Raw genomic sequence first — 13,221 nt, forward strand, 5'->3', positions numbered from 1 at the left:
CACAGGCCTGCTCCAAAACAGGCAAAAAATAGATACCTGTCTTTTGTGCCGAAGGCAACCTTTTTCGTCAAAATTTTTTTACCAAGCTGTGACATCGGCAAGATTATGACACCATACCGTCACACACGCACACGGCCCCAAGGGGCCCCAAATGGCAGCATACCGTGGTGCTACCGTATTACAGCGCAAAACAGGCAGGGTAAAATCACAACAATTGGACTGTGTGGGCGTACAATTTTTTTTGCGGCCAGCGCACGCCCCTGAACAACGCATCAATAATATAAAGCCCGCTTCCAGTTCGTGCTGCACGCAGCACAAAGCCGAAAGCGGGCCGTTGGTTCGGTCAAAAAAAAACAAGCTACATAAAATCCGGGTCTGCCGCCGCCTTGCCCTCTGCCAGCATAATACGCACGTAGTGCAGGCTGTGCTCATCAACCGGAATAATGGGAAAGGATTGCGAGCAGCCAGGGCAGCGCACCATGCGCGGCTCGGTGGGGCTTGCCTGCGGCACATGCTTGCCGCAGTTGGGGCACTGGTAAAAAAACAGTATCTCCATGCCGTCGGGGGCAACGGGCTGGATGGGTCGCTTGCGCTCAGCCACGCTTGGCCTCCCCTTCGGTTTGCGGCGCTGCCAGATTGCGCCCGGTCATCAGCTCTGAGGGCTGTATTCCCCACTGACCAAGAATGGTGGTGGCCACGTCGGCCAGCCTGCCATCGTGCAAGGTCAGCACCTTGCCATCTGGTTCAAGCAGTATGCACGGCACAGGATTGGTGGTGTGGGCCGTGTGCGGCTGCCCCTCTGGGGTGAGCATTTTTTCGCAGTTGCCGTGGTCGGCAATAATGATCATGCGGCCCCCGCGCGCCTCAACAGCGGCTGTCATGCGCCCAACACAGGCATCCACAACTTCGCAGGCCTTTACTGCGGCCTCAAGAATGCCTGTGTGACCCACCATGTCGCCATTGGCAAGGTTGCACACCACAAGATCATAGCTGCCCGAATTCCAGGCTTCCACAAATTTGTCGGCAACTTCCGGCGCGCTCATGGCGGGCTTTTGGTCGTATGTTTTCACCTCGCGCGGCGAAGGCACCAGAATGCGGTCTTCGCCGACAAAAGGTTCCTCTACCCCGCCGTTAAAAAAGTAGGTGACGTGGGCGTACTTTTCCGTTTCGGCCAAGCGCAGCTGACGCATACCCTGACGTGATACCACCTCGCCAAGCCCCATGCTCACGGGCTCTTTGGGAAATGCCACGGGGATATTGAAACTCGACTCGTAGGCGGTCATGGATGCCACGCCCGCAAGTGCCGGCACGCGGCCCCGGTCGAAACCGTCAAATTCGGGCTGGATAAAGGCCTGGGTGAACTGGCGCATGCGGTCAGCACGAAAATTGAACAAAAACAGGCCATCGCCGTCGGCCATGCCAAGAGCATCGCCGCCCGCCTCAAAGCATACGGGCTTGATAAATTCGTCTGTAACCCCCTCAGCATAGGAGGCCTCAATGGCTGCAAGGGGCGACGTGGTGGCAGCGGGAACCCCATGCACGATCACTTCCCAGGCTTCTTTGAGTCGTTCCCAGTGCTTGTCGCGGTCCATGGCAAAAAATCGCCCTACCATGCTGGCTACGCGGGTTTGGGGCTGCCCTTCAATGCTCTGCAAAAGAGCGCGCATAAAATCCACACCGCTGTGCGGGTCGCGGTCGCGCCCGTCCATGAGGCAGTGGATGCGCACGGGCACGCCTGCCTTGTGGGCCATGGCGCACAAAGCCTCGAGGTGATGGATATGGCTGTGTACGCCGCCATCAGAGAGCAAACCGGCCAGATGCAGCTTGCCGCCGCTCTGCCTTACCGATTCAATCAGGCTGTTGAGCACCGGATTGGCGGCAAAGCTGCCGTCTTCCAGGGCAACGTCTATGCGGGTCATGTCCTGATACACCACACGGCCAGCGCCAATGTTCAGGTGCCCCACTTCAGAGTTGCCCATGTAGCCGCGCGGCAGCCCCACGTCGCGGCCAGAGGCCGCCAGGCGTGAATGCGGACAACGAGCCAAGAGCGCGTCCATATTGGGCGTGGCCGCCACATAGGTGGCGTTGCCAGGCCCTGGCTCGGCAATGCCCCAGCCATCAAGAATCAGCAAGAGCGTGGGCGTCATGATTATTCCCCGGTACGGGCGCTTGCCAGCGAGGCAGCCTTGCCCCACAGGGCTTCAAGACCGTAGAGCTCGCGCACAGGTTCCAGAAAAACGTTGACGACAATGTCGTTCATGTCCACCAGAATCCACTGGCCGGCGGTGTAGCCTTCCATACGCAGATACTCGAAGTTGCGCGCGCGGCACATCTCACCCACGCCATCGGCCAGGCTTTGGGCGTGGCGCACGGAACCGGCGCTGGCAATGACCAGAGCTTCGGCAAACCCGCCCTGATCAGCCATATCAATGCTGACAACGCGCGCGGCCTTGTGCTCTTCAAGCCATGTCACCACGGCCTCAAGTTTTTCTTCCAGAGGGATATCCGAAAAACGCTTGGGGGCAGTGCCCCCTACAGGTGAAAGAGGGGTATTGTTTTCCATACACTTCACATACCGTAAAGACGGGTCAAGGGCAATGCCGTCAGGCCCGCCCTGCCTGCCATAATACGTACATTTTCGGCTTTTATCGGCAGGGTGTGTAAAACCTTGGCAACCGGCAGTGCGGCAATTGCCCTCTCGCCAGACATGGTGCGCGACAACACCGCCCAGCCCGGGCGAGAGCGGAGAATCGCCATCCACCGTATTGACCGCACCCGCGCATTGCGGCATACCCAAACGAAGCTTTTATTCAGGGATCAGTTTAGCGCCAATGCGCCGTCAAACGCCAGCCGCAGAAGGAGAGGGCCGTGCTTTTCAACATCAAACAGGAAACTCTGCCACGCGAAGAAATGGAGGCGCTGCAACTGCGCCGCCTGCGTGATTTGTGCAACCGCGTTTACGCCAACGTGCCCTTTTATCGCAAACGCTTTGACGAGGCGGGCATTACCCCTGCCGACATCAAATCGCTGGCAGACCTCAAGCTGCTGCCCTTTACGGAAAAACAGGATCTGCGCAACCACTATCCTTATGGGCTGTTTGCGGTTCCCAAGGATCACATCGTGCGCCTGCACGCCTCCAGCGGCACCACGGGCAAATCGGTTGTGGTGGGCTATACCCAGCGCGACCTCGAAACCTGGGCCGAACTGATGGCCCGCAGCCTGTCTGCTGCTGGCGTGGTACGTTCTGACGTTGTACACGTGGCTTACGGCTACGGCCTTTTCACCGGCGGCCTTGGCGCGCACTACGGCGCAGAACGCCTTGGCGCCACTGTTGTGCCCGCTTCTGGCGGTGCCACGCGGCGTCAGGCTGGCCTGCTGCGCGACTTTGGTGCCACAGTACTGTGCGCCACCCCCTCCTACGGCCTGCATCTGTGGGAAGCATCCATGGAGGTGGGCGTGAATTTTCGCGATCTGCCCCTGCGCGTCGGCGTCTTTGGCGCTGAGCCGTGGTCTGAAGCCATGCGCCGCGACATCGAAGACAAAATGGACATCAGTGCCCTTAACATTTACGGGCTTTCTGAAATCATGGGCCCCGGCGTGGCCATGGAGTGCGAGGAAGCCAAGTGCGGCATGCACCTGTGGGAAGACCACATTTTGCCCGAAATCATTGATCCGGTCACGGGCGACCAACTGCCCCCCGGCGAGGTCGGCGAACTGGTGCTGACCACCCTGACCAAGGAAGGCATTCCCATGTTGCGCTACCGCACGCGCGACCTCACAAGCCTTGACTACACGCCCTGCCGCTGCGGGCGTACCCATGTGCGCATCTCGCGCTTGCAGGGCCGCAGCGACGACATGCTCATCATACGCGGCGTAAACGTGTTCCCGCAGCAGATTGAGGGCATTCTTATGGAAAGCGACGGGCTTTCCCCCAACTATCAGATTATTGTTGACCGCTCGCACAACCTCGACACGCTCGAAGTGCGCGTGGAAATGAACGAAAACCTCTTCGCCGACGAAATTCGCAAGTTGCAGATGCTGGAAGGCCGCCTGCAAAAAACCATCAAGGAATATCTGGGCGTTTCCGCCAAGGTGCGCCTTATGGAACCCCGCTCCATCGAGCGGTCTGAAGGCAAGGCCAAGCGCATTGTGGATAACCGCCCTAAGGATTAGGGCGGCCAGAAATATCTGTCAGACTGGTACGGGCTGCGAGCCCTGACACCACATACACAGGGGCCACTGGCAATGCAGGTGGCCCCTGCGTATGTGGGCGAAAAGGCAGACGGCAAACGCATCAAAGACTGAGGATGCGATTTTTTTAGCGGGAGGGCCTGCTTTGCCTATGATTCTCCCTTCTGGTTTGCCCAGAGTGAAAGATCCTTTTCCCTGGGCGCTACCCGCCTACGCTGTGCAAGCTGACTCATGCCTAAGCCATGACTCGTCTTGCCGACACGACAGAAAGTTTTCATTTTTATACTGAAATAACAGATGGATGCAAATTTTTACAATTTTGTGGCGAAAAAAAGTTCAGCAATGCTTGACACCTCGGCCTAGTCAGCGTAGAACCCTTCTTCGTTGAGCGGGAGTAACTCAGTGGTAGAGTGCAACCTTGCCAAGGTTGAAGTCGCGGGTTCAAATCCCGTCTCCCGCTCCACTTTTTTTGCTGGCGGCATAGCCAAGTGGTAAGGCAGAGGTCTGCAAAACCTCCATCTCCAGTTCAAATCTGGATGCCGCCTCCAAACAGCATCCTTTTTACGCTTCGCCGTTTCGCATACCATGCGGGAGTAACTCAGTGGTAGAGTGCAACCTTGCCAAGGTTGAAGTCGCGGGTTCAAATCCCGTCTCCCGCTCCACTTTTGCGGGAATAACTCAACGGTAGAGTGTCAGCTTCCCAAGCTGAAGGTTGCGGGTTCAAATCCCGTTTCCCGCTCCAAGGAAGTTAAGCCTTTACGAAGAAATTCGTAAAGGCATTTTTTATTTGTGCCATAAATATCCCGCTAATATCCCGCTTTTTTAATATGAACGTATCTTGAGGAATGGGAAAGATTAGGAACTAAGCATTTCCTTTCACAGGCTGTACCGTAAGCGTGGCAAATACCTTAGCTTGAGGCATTCATATTCATAGTAAACAGCTATGATAAACGGGGGCCAAACTCGCCCCCGCAATATTTCACGTTTTTACTTCGTCCCATATCGCTTTAACAGCTTTTAGTACTGCTATAGCGATAACCAACCACGCCGATGCATCTATCCCATTGGCAGGGTTATTTTCAGCCATTCTTCACTCCTTTCAATAATGCGGCATGCAACATGACAAACATGGCAGGCACCAGATCTGGCAAGTCGTTGACCACTCTGCTGGTGTGCGGCAGCAGGTGCGTGATGTGTTCATCCCGAATGCCAAGGCCATAAACTTCAAAGCCAAGTTTTTGCGCCACCCCTATGACATTGTTTGCGGCTAGCGAGTTGTCCGGCATGCCGTCAGTGATGACCAAGATCATCTTTCGTTGCTCTTTGAGGGGCAGCATGGTTTGCAAAACCCACCACAAAGCCCCAGCTAACGGAGTCCCTCCAGAAGCCCGAATGTCGAACATATCTGGCAGCTGCTGCCCGTGCCGCACCACTGGAAATACTGAATTGATTTCCGAGACTGCGGGAAAAGCCGTCACAGCCTGGTTCACGCCACGGATGCGGCTCAGTGCCGTTGCCACGGCAAAGCAGGCTCGATTGGCAAGGTTAATCGGTGCGCCAGCCATGCTTCCGCTTGCGTCTAGCAGGATATGGACAGCGGTGTTAATGCCCTGCTGCTCTGATTCTTTTTGGAAAACGCGAGCATTGCCGACCTGCAGGCGGTATAGGGAACTAGTATGGAGTGTCCCGGAGCGTCCGATGCTGGATCTCTTCTGGGTTTGGGCCTGCAGAAATCCTTGAAGGCGCATGCGCAGTGCAATACTGGCCTGAAGCGCTTGCAGCTTCTGTTCTGCTAGTAAGGGTCCAGTTTGTCGGGTGCCTTCCACAGCAACGGTCAGAGATTCACAGGTGGATTCTGCGCTGCAATTGGTAAGCTCACTCGCCATGATTTTTCCGACGTTTTGGGGCAGATCCTGCGCCTCCGCATGGAATAAGGCCTTGAGTGGTAACGAGCTCAATACACTCGATGGTTGAACCGGTCCTAGTTGCTGGTCGATTTGTGAGGCAGAATCGTTGACCGCCCCTGTATCTTGGCGCATACCGCGTTTATCGCTTGTGTCCGTGCGTTTGCTGTTTGCAGTTGGCTGAGGCGGTTCCCACTGTCGGATGCACAGGGCGATCTGTCGCGCATATTCAACCGCAGCATTTGTATCAGGACAATGGATGTAGACCTTGACCAAAATGGCATCCATTGCCGCTTTCAAGCCGGGGAAATGCTGCTCTATAATGTTTGCCGCTTTTTGGCGTGCCGGGGTCACCTCATCCACATCCCAGGCCCGCACCGTCAGCAGCACATAGTCCAAAACAGCAAGGGCCGGGGAATCATCCCCAGCCCTTGGCTGTGCTTGCTCTACAAAGAATCGTCGTATTAGCCAGTTCAGGTTTTCCCGGCAGCCTGGGAAGATGCCTGACAGCTTCTTTTCTACACGCCAATCTTCGAGGCAGTTAAACAGATTAAAGGTCACAGGATCAAGGTTTGCAGCCTTCAGCACGTCAAAATCTGTGTGCCGTATATGTGCCGCCTCATGGTCTGTAAACCCCTTGGCCAGTGCCAGCAATTCCGGCTCACAATCCGTGGGCAACGAAGGCAAGTGGATAACCTTGCCGTTGGTGCAGGCCTCTTTGCCGCCAATGCGCACCTGCACTCCATAACGGTCACCCAGAATCGAAGCCACAAGGGGCAGGCAGTTGAGAACGTCTTTTGTGCGTACCATGGCGTCACCACAGCCCCAGGCTGGGGATCGCAGGATGCGACAACGAGCTGTCAACTGCAGGGATGTCTGGCAGAATGGGCTCGTCATCATCTCCATCAACTACACCCTCTACCTGCATCGCGTTGTCATCCTGTACTGGTATAGTGCATGGTACGGCGAGCAGCGCATCCAGCACAAAGGCCGGGCCGTAGCCCTCAATAACTTTTTGGGCATGCCCCACAAGAGCCCTGCTGTCCTTAAGTAGACAGACCAGCCCTTGCAACAACAGCAGATCTGTGCCGGTGATGTTGCCCTTCTTGGGCATGCGCAGCAGTGCTGTCTGCACGATATCAGCCACCGGTGCCACATGCGGCTCTACGAAAGACAAGCCCGTGAGCTTGGCATGCAGGGTACGCAGCGGCGAAAGTGCCTTGTGGGTCACTTCCGTTTTGCCGTAGTAAACTCTGCGCCATATATCGTCAGCCGACTTGGCCACCTCATCAAACAGCGTGCCGCCGAGGCCCTGCACCTCTTCTGCCAGACCGGCTTCCAGTACAGCGGTATTATCCGCATGCTGTTCCAGCGGGGATACCTTATACAACTGCCAGCGAAAATCCATGCGGGCGCGTACATAATCAGGCCCCACAAGGGAGTTGCGGATGATTTCGCCCCACTGATGGTGTTTCTCAATCCATGCCTGCACATTTTGGTCATAGTCAGCCAGAAATGCTTCCTTTTCTTTCTGGAATTCGGTGCGGATGTTGAGCAGCTCCTGCACGATCTCGCCAGCCTTTTCTTCAGGGATGGCCCAGCCAGACATGAACCGTACCCCGTGCCGGTCAAGATAGTTGAAGGCGCGGGCCTTGAGTGTGCCGAATACTTTGAGGTTTTCCGGATCGGCAATGCGCTTGGAACCCAGCGATGCCAAATCTTCAGGGGGAAGTTCTGCGCCGCCTAAGTCTTCCTGGCTCATCTTGCGGCGGGCCGACCATAAGCTGACGTTAAGATTGAGAGCTAACAAGTTGTCCAAAATGCGGATATCAGAAACAAGTTTAGTCATTATAGCCTCCTACAGTGAGCTATTGGTAGAGATAGCGTTGGGACCTTCAGCATCCATTTGTTGTGGAAACATGCGTTGGGCCAGCTCATGCAACATGGCGCGGGTTTCACGGCTTGCACGATAGGCCAAAGCCCTGTCGAGGGCATATGTGATGGGCTGTATGCCCTGATGGGCCAGCGGCTGAAAGCGAACGGTCAGATCACCCCAGCGAAGCAAGCTGCGAGTGGAGAATGTTACTTCGATGGTATTGGTCAGATTGCTGTTGGTAGCCTCACCCATGAACAATTTGCGGACTTCATTGGCATAGTTGACCATGGTGGCGCACAACGATTCGGGTAGCGAAGGGAAGCGCCGTGCGAGCAGGCGTTTTTCCACCTCAGTAGATGGGTAGCCAACTTCACAAATTGTGAAGCGGTCTAGCCATGCAAGGTTTTGCCGTTGGGTGCCCTGATAGAGGCCGGTGTCATCGCCACCGCCATTGGTATTGGCCGTGGCAACCAGGCGGAACATGGGGTGCGGCGCAATCAGTTCTCCGCCGTTTTCCGCTATGCACAGGGGGGAGCCGTCCAGCACACTGTTCAGGCCTGCTGCAATCTCTGGCGAGGTCAGATCGATTTCGTTCAGCAAGATTATCGCCCCGTACCGCATGGCAAGCGCAAGCGGGCCGTACTCGAAGGCCATATTGCTGTCCTTGACCGTCAGGTGACCAACCAGATCGGCGATTTCCAGCCGCCCGTGACCGGTAACCTCAAAGACAGGGTAGTTAAGCCTAGCTGCCAGCTGCTTGATGCATGTCGATTTGCCACAGCCTGTAGGGCCGAATACGTACAACGGTTCCTGTGGGTTGAGAAACCAGACCACAACATCGCGGCTTGACTCATGGAAGATATAGTCAGGGTCAATGGCCGGGGTGTAGGCAGAAGGAACGGCGTAGCCCCTGACCATGGTGCCGGAGCGCTTGCCGCTGAAAACCTGCCCGGCATCGAGATCGGCGGGCTGAAGAGAATCAAGTTCGTCAGTAAGGCGAGTTTGCATTTTTTTCTCCAATATGTCCCATTGACACGTTTAACTTGAATGTACACAATAAAGACAAAGGAGATTCCTATGTCTACGGTAACAGCGCGATTGGATGCGGATACGCAGGCGCAGCTTGAAAAGCTTGCCGCTGCTACCTCACGGTCTCGTTCCTGGCTGGTGGCAGAGGCGGTAAGGCAATACGTGGCCGAACAGTCCTGGCAGGTCGAAGCCATTCAGGAAGGTGTTCGGCAGGCTGATGAGGGCAAGTTTGCTTCTGACCAAGAGGTGACGGGAGCCTTTGCTCGTTGGGGCGTTCATGCAAAATAGGCCTGTGAGGTGGCTCGCTCTTGCCCTTGAGGATTTGCACGACATCGCGGGGTATTTGGCCGAAAAGGACTCAGATGCAGGGAGACAAATAGCCCAATGCGTATGGAATGCTGGGCAAAGCCTTGCTTCTCTTTCTTCACGGGGAAGGGCTGGAAGAGTCGCAGGGACTCGTGAGCTTGTTCTGGCAGATTTTCCGTATTTTATTGCATACCGAGTGGTTAAATCGGAAGTACATATCCTTCGTATTCTTCATACCGCCCGACGTTATCCGCAATAATCACAAAAACGCAATCTTTCTTGCGACATACATCCCAAACGGCTTGCCGCAAAAGCTACCGCGAGTTTCAATGTCGTCATAATCTTCGCCAATACGGATGAACAGGAAGTCTTCGCTGGGCAAGCTGTCCATTAGTTTTGCTACAAAAGCCATTTCAGCAAAGTCCTCGTACCACTTTTCCCCCTCCCACAGAAAGACAACGGAGCCTGAGCCTTCATCAATTTTGCTGGGTTCGCCACCTATGAGCATTTTGATTGCCGCAAAGTTTTCGGGATTGTTCCTTTCCGCCTGTACAAGTGCGGATTTAAGTTGACCCATGCCGTTTTTTGTCAGGCACAGGGCCACGTCAGAATAATACCCCATGATAATCTCCCGAAGTTCAGTTTATGGGCGAAATGCTCAATTTTTCGAAAGGTGAGCCTGTGCGCTCGCAACGGGCCAGCAGGGTGTCCACGTCGATGCCGCCCATGTGATCAGAGTTAAAAATCTCGGCCAACTCCTCGCGCAAAGCATCCCTATCCAAAGTGGTGCGACCAGATGCCACTGACATGCGAAAGCGGTAGTTCCCCGTGTCTACCCAATCCCGTGTGCCAGCCTGGAGGTGAACCAGCTTGAGCACTGTTTCCATTTCTTTGATTCCATTATCTACGGCAGTGCGCTGCTCCTTGAGGACAGCCAGCTTTTCCAGAGCTGGTTCCCATTGGGGCATTTGCACGCCCTGCGGGTATTTGGGGCAGTCGGTGTTGTGTTCGCAGTACGAGCACAAGGGGTAAAAGCCTTGTGCGCAATCCACATGTGCCAGAGTTATGTGCCCGGCGCGGAATGCTGCAAGCTCGCCCCAAAGCTGCGCCGCATGGTCAAGGGCCGTATCATGCATGGCCTGATTGAAACCATATGGGCCGAACGCTTTAACCTCCTTCATAGAAAGGCAGAGCAACCACGCCTCCACGCTTGCCTCGGCAACCATCGTGGGTAGCTGAAGGCCGAAATGGGCATGGCAAAGTTGAGGGAAGGTCATTTTGTCATGCATAAGCGTGCCGTCCTCAGCTCGGAGGCTGAAGACGGGTTTGTTCCAAGCTTTTGTCAGAAGACCGATTTGGCCATGCAATTGCAGAAGATGAGAATCATGCGGCGAAGCTGGCAGCTTGTCTGTGCTTTTCACTTCCAGAATGCGTATGCCATTGACCGGTGCGTCCCAGACCAGCACAAAATCGAGATGAGCCTTGATGGGCACGCCATGATGATGCCAATTGATCTCAAGCTGGGGCAAAACATGCAGGCCGAGCGATACCAGAGCTTGTCTAACCCCAGATTCAAACCAGTGCCCGCGCTGCAGAGTAAGCAGACGCTCCAGGCTGTTTGTGGTGGGGAGCACCTTTCTTGCCAGTGCTGCCCGTGGGCATTCCCAGTGCTGGCCGATATCGCTCATGCCGATGTAGCCGGAGCGGTCACCCAGATGGGCAAGTGTGTCTTTGTGGGCAACGGCTTGCAGGCCTTGCCTGATTAGAGCCCGTAGTCCTTCCGTGCGGTCTTTTTGTTTCATGGTTTAGCTCCATAAAAGCGAAAGGGCCGCCATCAGGCAGCCCTTTCACTCGGTATTTTGATTTTCATTATGCGGCATCAACATACTTCCACCACAATTTTCTCTGCGGGTTCCAACGGAAGCCCGAACCGGTCAGTAATTCCTTTTTGGCCTGCGTGTTGCCGGTGGCAATGATGCAAGGACGTCCGTCCTGGGCTGTAACTTGCGGGTAGGTGACACCTTCTAGCGACGGGAGATTTTCAAGGCTTGCTGGCGGTCGATTTGAGGGCGCTGAAGATCCGTTTGTAGTGGATTGGTCGCGTTGTCGCGCTTTTTGCGATTCAGCGGGGATTACAGGCAATTTAGGCCATGTGGGCGATTTTTTGCCATTTTTAGCATCTTCGCCATCGTCATCTTCCGTAACCATGCCCAACATGGCGGTTAACGCGTAGCGGCGAGCATAGGTAATCGCCGATTCCATGCCCTGCGGGTCGGCCTTGGGCAAAGGAACCACAGCAAGAGAGCTTTGCCACTGCCCTGACTCTGCATGCGTCAGCTTGGTTACCAGCCCTAAAGAGTTGGGCTGCTCCACAGGCACAGGATACTGGCACAGCCAGATGCCGTTTCCGATGAGCGCGTTGCGGCAGGCGTCCATGACACTGTTGAGGCTTGCGTACCAGCTTTTGGTAAAGGGATTTTCAGCATCCTTGGTAATAGGTTGAACGGTTCGTTGCACGTTGATCAGGGCCTTGGCCAATTTCGTGATGCTATCCGAGTCGTAAATACGAGCATGGCTTGGACGCTTCACTCGCTTGCGGGTGCGCAGTGAAAGGTTTTCTTCTTGGTAAATCCTTTCTGTCCGCTTGTGATTCTGCACCAGTTCTTCCCTGCGCAGTAATTCATGCAAGCGCGGAGAACCGAAACGCCGCCGGTCATTTGCCAGTTCAAGCATCCGAGTCCGCAAAAGAAGATCACGGTCCTCAGATGGTGGCCGTCTGGCTGAACAGCGATTAAACTGAATCACTCGGCAAGCCCGCCGCTCTGAGTAGCCATGCGCAGCCTGAATGTGATGCACGGCTTCCCTGTTGGCTGCGGGCTTCAAAAGTTTTTTGAGATCACGTCCTTCAGGACGACGATATTAAGCGCCTGTTCGCCTACAAGTCTTTTCAGACGGGCGTTCTCTTCCTCTAACTGGCGCAACCGCTTGGCGTCAGAAATGTTCATCCCACCGAACTTGCTGCGCCATTTGTAAAAGGTCGCATCCGAGATGCCATTCTGACGGCACAGATCGACAACGCGAACTCCAGCCTCGGCTTGCCGCAAGATCCCAATAATCTGCTCTTCGGTGCATCTGCTACGTTTCATTCTTGTGCTCCTATGTCAGGAATACTAACTTTTCAATGGCATACTTTTCGGGGGGAGGGTCAATACCATACCACTAGCAGGGGGTTTTCTACATACAAAAAGCCCGGTGCAAAATCACACCGGGCAATGCTACATCACAGACTAGATTTTTCATCTAGTCTTTCAGTAATTATATATATCTATTTTGTTTTGATTTATAAATAACTATTGAAAGAAATGATGAGATTCAGGTAAATATGATAGTTTTTTCTTCAATCGATCTTATTTGCCATGGCTTCCGCATTAGCATTTGGCTAATGCCATACCTCACGGGTTAAAATTCTGGTCGATAATGATGGGATGGCCTCGCCCGATAAAATCGGGCATGCATAGGGGAACACAATCCGTTACAATGAGGCCACCCCATAAACGACATTACCCTGATTGGCATGGATCTGGCAAAAACATTTTCCGTATTAACTGTCTGGCTGAAAGTGGCAAGTGCGTACTGAACAAAAATTTGCACAGAAAAAATGTTAGGCGGATTCAACTTGCAAGTGCAACACCCTCAAAGTTGAATGAAAAGGCAAGGTGGTATAGCCCTTTAGCCTCTCCATCCAACCAAAGATTGAGGGGCGTATGGGCTATGCACACCTTGCCAGAGAAGAACGGTACTACATCTGCCAGGCAGTGAAAAGTGGAACGTCACTGAGGGCCATAGCCAAAGCGATAGGCCGTAGCGTCTCAACTGTAAGCCGCGAACTTGCGCGAAATACCGGGGCGCGTGGCT

At 54.6% G+C, this 13,221-nt stretch carries 14 protein-coding genes and 4 tRNA genes; 8 read left to right on the forward strand and 10 right to left on the reverse strand.

The genetic code is table 11. The annotated features are described in order from the left end of the window. Positions 1 to 358: 358 nt before the first annotated feature. The 3 genes from ACE3NW_RS08630 to rsfS are packed head-to-tail and all read right to left on the reverse strand — an operon-like array spanning position 359 to position 2,563. Complete coding sequence (locus ACE3NW_RS08630) at positions 359 to 601, reverse strand: hypothetical protein (RefSeq protein ID WP_374282431.1); 243 nt, start codon at positions 599 to 601, stop codon at positions 359 to 361. Continuing rightward, positions 594 to 2,153: a 2,3-bisphosphoglycerate-independent phosphoglycerate mutase gene (gene gpmI, locus ACE3NW_RS08635; protein ID WP_374282455.1), complete on the reverse strand. Its 1,560-nt coding sequence runs from the start codon at positions 2,151 to 2,153 to the stop codon at positions 594 to 596. Before gpmI ends, ACE3NW_RS08630 begins: the two co-directional genes overlap by 8 nt. After that, entirely contained in the window at positions 2,150 to 2,563 is a 414-nt protein-coding gene (gene rsfS / locus ACE3NW_RS08640; protein WP_374282433.1) for a ribosome silencing factor, read from the reverse strand. The genes gpmI and rsfS overlap by 4 nt, the downstream gene beginning before the upstream one ends. Before the next feature lie 305 nt (positions 2,564 to 2,868). Between rsfS and ACE3NW_RS08645 the strand changes: the two genes are divergently transcribed. From ACE3NW_RS08645 to ACE3NW_RS08665, 5 genes are all read left to right on the forward strand, one after another. Continuing rightward, on the forward strand, positions 2,869 to 4,173 hold the full coding sequence (locus ACE3NW_RS08645) for a phenylacetate--CoA ligase family protein (RefSeq protein ID WP_374282435.1): 1,305 nt from the start codon (positions 2,869 to 2,871) through the stop codon (positions 4,171 to 4,173). 406 nt (positions 4,174 to 4,579) lie between these two features. Beyond that, positions 4,580 to 4,654: transfer RNA gene (locus ACE3NW_RS08650), tRNA-Gly, on the forward strand. An 11-nt stretch (positions 4,655 to 4,665) separates the two neighbouring features. Next, positions 4,666 to 4,739, forward strand: a tRNA-Cys gene (locus tag ACE3NW_RS08655). A gap of 39 nt (positions 4,740 to 4,778) precedes the next feature. Continuing rightward, a tRNA-Gly gene (locus tag ACE3NW_RS08660) sits at positions 4,779 to 4,853 on the forward strand. Positions 4,854 to 4,858: 5 nt separating this feature from the next. Beyond that, positions 4,859 to 4,933: transfer RNA gene (locus ACE3NW_RS08665), tRNA-Gly, on the forward strand. Between the two features lie 337 nt (positions 4,934 to 5,270). Here ACE3NW_RS08665 and ACE3NW_RS08670 read toward each other — a convergent pair. Genes ACE3NW_RS08670 through ACE3NW_RS08680 form a run of 3 tightly spaced genes read right to left on the reverse strand, consistent with a single transcriptional unit; the run spans position 5,271 to position 8,979 of the window. After that, positions 5,271 to 6,905: a hypothetical protein gene (locus ACE3NW_RS08670; protein ID WP_374282437.1), complete on the reverse strand. Its 1,635-nt coding sequence runs from the start codon at positions 6,903 to 6,905 to the stop codon at positions 5,271 to 5,273. Positions 6,906 to 6,909: 4 nt separating this feature from the next. Next, positions 6,910 to 7,944, reverse strand: coding sequence for a DUF3150 domain-containing protein (locus ACE3NW_RS08675; RefSeq protein ID WP_374282439.1), 1,035 nt, complete (start codon positions 7,942 to 7,944; stop codon positions 6,910 to 6,912). A 9-nt stretch (positions 7,945 to 7,953) separates the two neighbouring features. After that, on the reverse strand, positions 7,954 to 8,979 hold the full coding sequence (locus tag ACE3NW_RS08680) for an AAA family ATPase (protein ID WP_374282441.1): 1,026 nt from the start codon (positions 8,977 to 8,979) through the stop codon (positions 7,954 to 7,956). 69 nt (positions 8,980 to 9,048) lie between these two features. Here ACE3NW_RS08680 and ACE3NW_RS08685 point away from each other — a divergent pair, with 69 nt between their 5' ends. Together ACE3NW_RS08685 and ACE3NW_RS08690 are read left to right on the forward strand one after the other, a co-directional pair. Further along, on the forward strand, positions 9,049 to 9,288 hold the full coding sequence (locus ACE3NW_RS08685; RefSeq protein WP_291331840.1) for a CopG family ribbon-helix-helix protein: 240 nt from the start codon (positions 9,049 to 9,051) through the stop codon (positions 9,286 to 9,288). Beyond that, positions 9,278 to 9,565 (forward strand): type II toxin-antitoxin system RelE/ParE family toxin, encoded by a 288-nt coding sequence (locus tag ACE3NW_RS08690; protein WP_374282443.1) that lies wholly within the window; start codon positions 9,278 to 9,280, stop codon positions 9,563 to 9,565. Before ACE3NW_RS08685 ends, ACE3NW_RS08690 begins: the two co-directional genes overlap by 11 nt. On the opposite strand, the gene ACE3NW_RS08695 is transcribed toward ACE3NW_RS08690, so the two are convergent. The 4 genes from ACE3NW_RS08695 to ACE3NW_RS08710 form a co-directional block, all read right to left on the reverse strand. Continuing rightward, entirely contained in the window at positions 9,566 to 9,928 is a 363-nt protein-coding gene (locus ACE3NW_RS08695; protein ID WP_374282445.1) for a hypothetical protein, read from the reverse strand. A 16-nt stretch (positions 9,929 to 9,944) separates the two neighbouring features. Then, positions 9,945 to 11,108, reverse strand: coding sequence for a hypothetical protein (locus tag ACE3NW_RS08700; RefSeq protein WP_374282447.1), 1,164 nt, complete (start codon positions 11,106 to 11,108; stop codon positions 9,945 to 9,947). A gap of 67 nt (positions 11,109 to 11,175) precedes the next feature. Then, positions 11,176 to 12,162 carry an ERF family protein gene (locus ACE3NW_RS08705; protein ID WP_374282449.1) on the reverse strand — a complete coding sequence of 329 codons (987 nt, stop codon included), beginning with the start codon at positions 12,160 to 12,162 and terminating at the stop codon, positions 11,176 to 11,178. A 23-nt stretch (positions 12,163 to 12,185) separates the two neighbouring features. Further along, the gene (locus ACE3NW_RS08710; RefSeq protein ID WP_374282451.1) at positions 12,186 to 12,452 is read right to left on the reverse strand and encodes a transposase; all 267 of its coding nucleotides are present in this window, start codon (positions 12,450 to 12,452) and stop codon (positions 12,186 to 12,188) included. 618 nt (positions 12,453 to 13,070) lie between these two features. Here ACE3NW_RS08710 and ACE3NW_RS08715 point away from each other — a divergent pair. Next, positions 13,071 to 13,221: helix-turn-helix domain-containing protein (locus tag ACE3NW_RS08715; RefSeq protein WP_374279632.1), on the forward strand; the 151-nt coding region annotated here is incomplete at its 3' end.

Origin of the sequence: Desulfovibrio sp. (assembly GCF_041907885.1) — a bacterium.
Lineage (GTDB): Bacteria > Desulfobacterota > Desulfovibrionia > Desulfovibrionales > Desulfovibrionaceae > Desulfovibrio.

Coding starts and splice junctions, on each gene's coding strand:
- rsfS (WP_374282433.1), bottom strand. CDS start 2,563: ATGGAAAACAATACCCCTCTTTCACCTGTAGGGGGCACTGCCCCCAAG.
- ACE3NW_RS08670 (WP_374282437.1), bottom strand. CDS start 6,905: ATGGTACGCACAAAAGACGTTCTCAACTGCCTGCCCCTTGTGGCTTCG.
- ACE3NW_RS08675 (WP_374282439.1), bottom strand. CDS start 7,944: ATGACTAAACTTGTTTCTGATATCCGCATTTTGGACAACTTGTTAGCT.
- ACE3NW_RS08680 (WP_374282441.1), bottom strand. CDS start 8,979: ATGCAAACTCGCCTTACTGACGAACTTGATTCTCTTCAGCCCGCCGAT.
- ACE3NW_RS08685 (WP_291331840.1), top strand. CDS start 9,049: ATGTCTACGGTAACAGCGCGATTGGATGCGGATACGCAGGCGCAGCTT.
- ACE3NW_RS08690 (WP_374282443.1), top strand. CDS start 9,278: ATGCAAAATAGGCCTGTGAGGTGGCTCGCTCTTGCCCTTGAGGATTTG.
- ACE3NW_RS08695 (WP_374282445.1), bottom strand. CDS start 9,928: ATGGGGTATTATTCTGACGTGGCCCTGTGCCTGACAAAAAACGGCATG.
- ACE3NW_RS08700 (WP_374282447.1), bottom strand. CDS start 11,108: ATGAAACAAAAAGACCGCACGGAAGGACTACGGGCTCTAATCAGGCAA.
- ACE3NW_RS08710 (WP_374282451.1), bottom strand. CDS start 12,452: ATGAAACGTAGCAGATGCACCGAAGAGCAGATTATTGGGATCTTGCGG.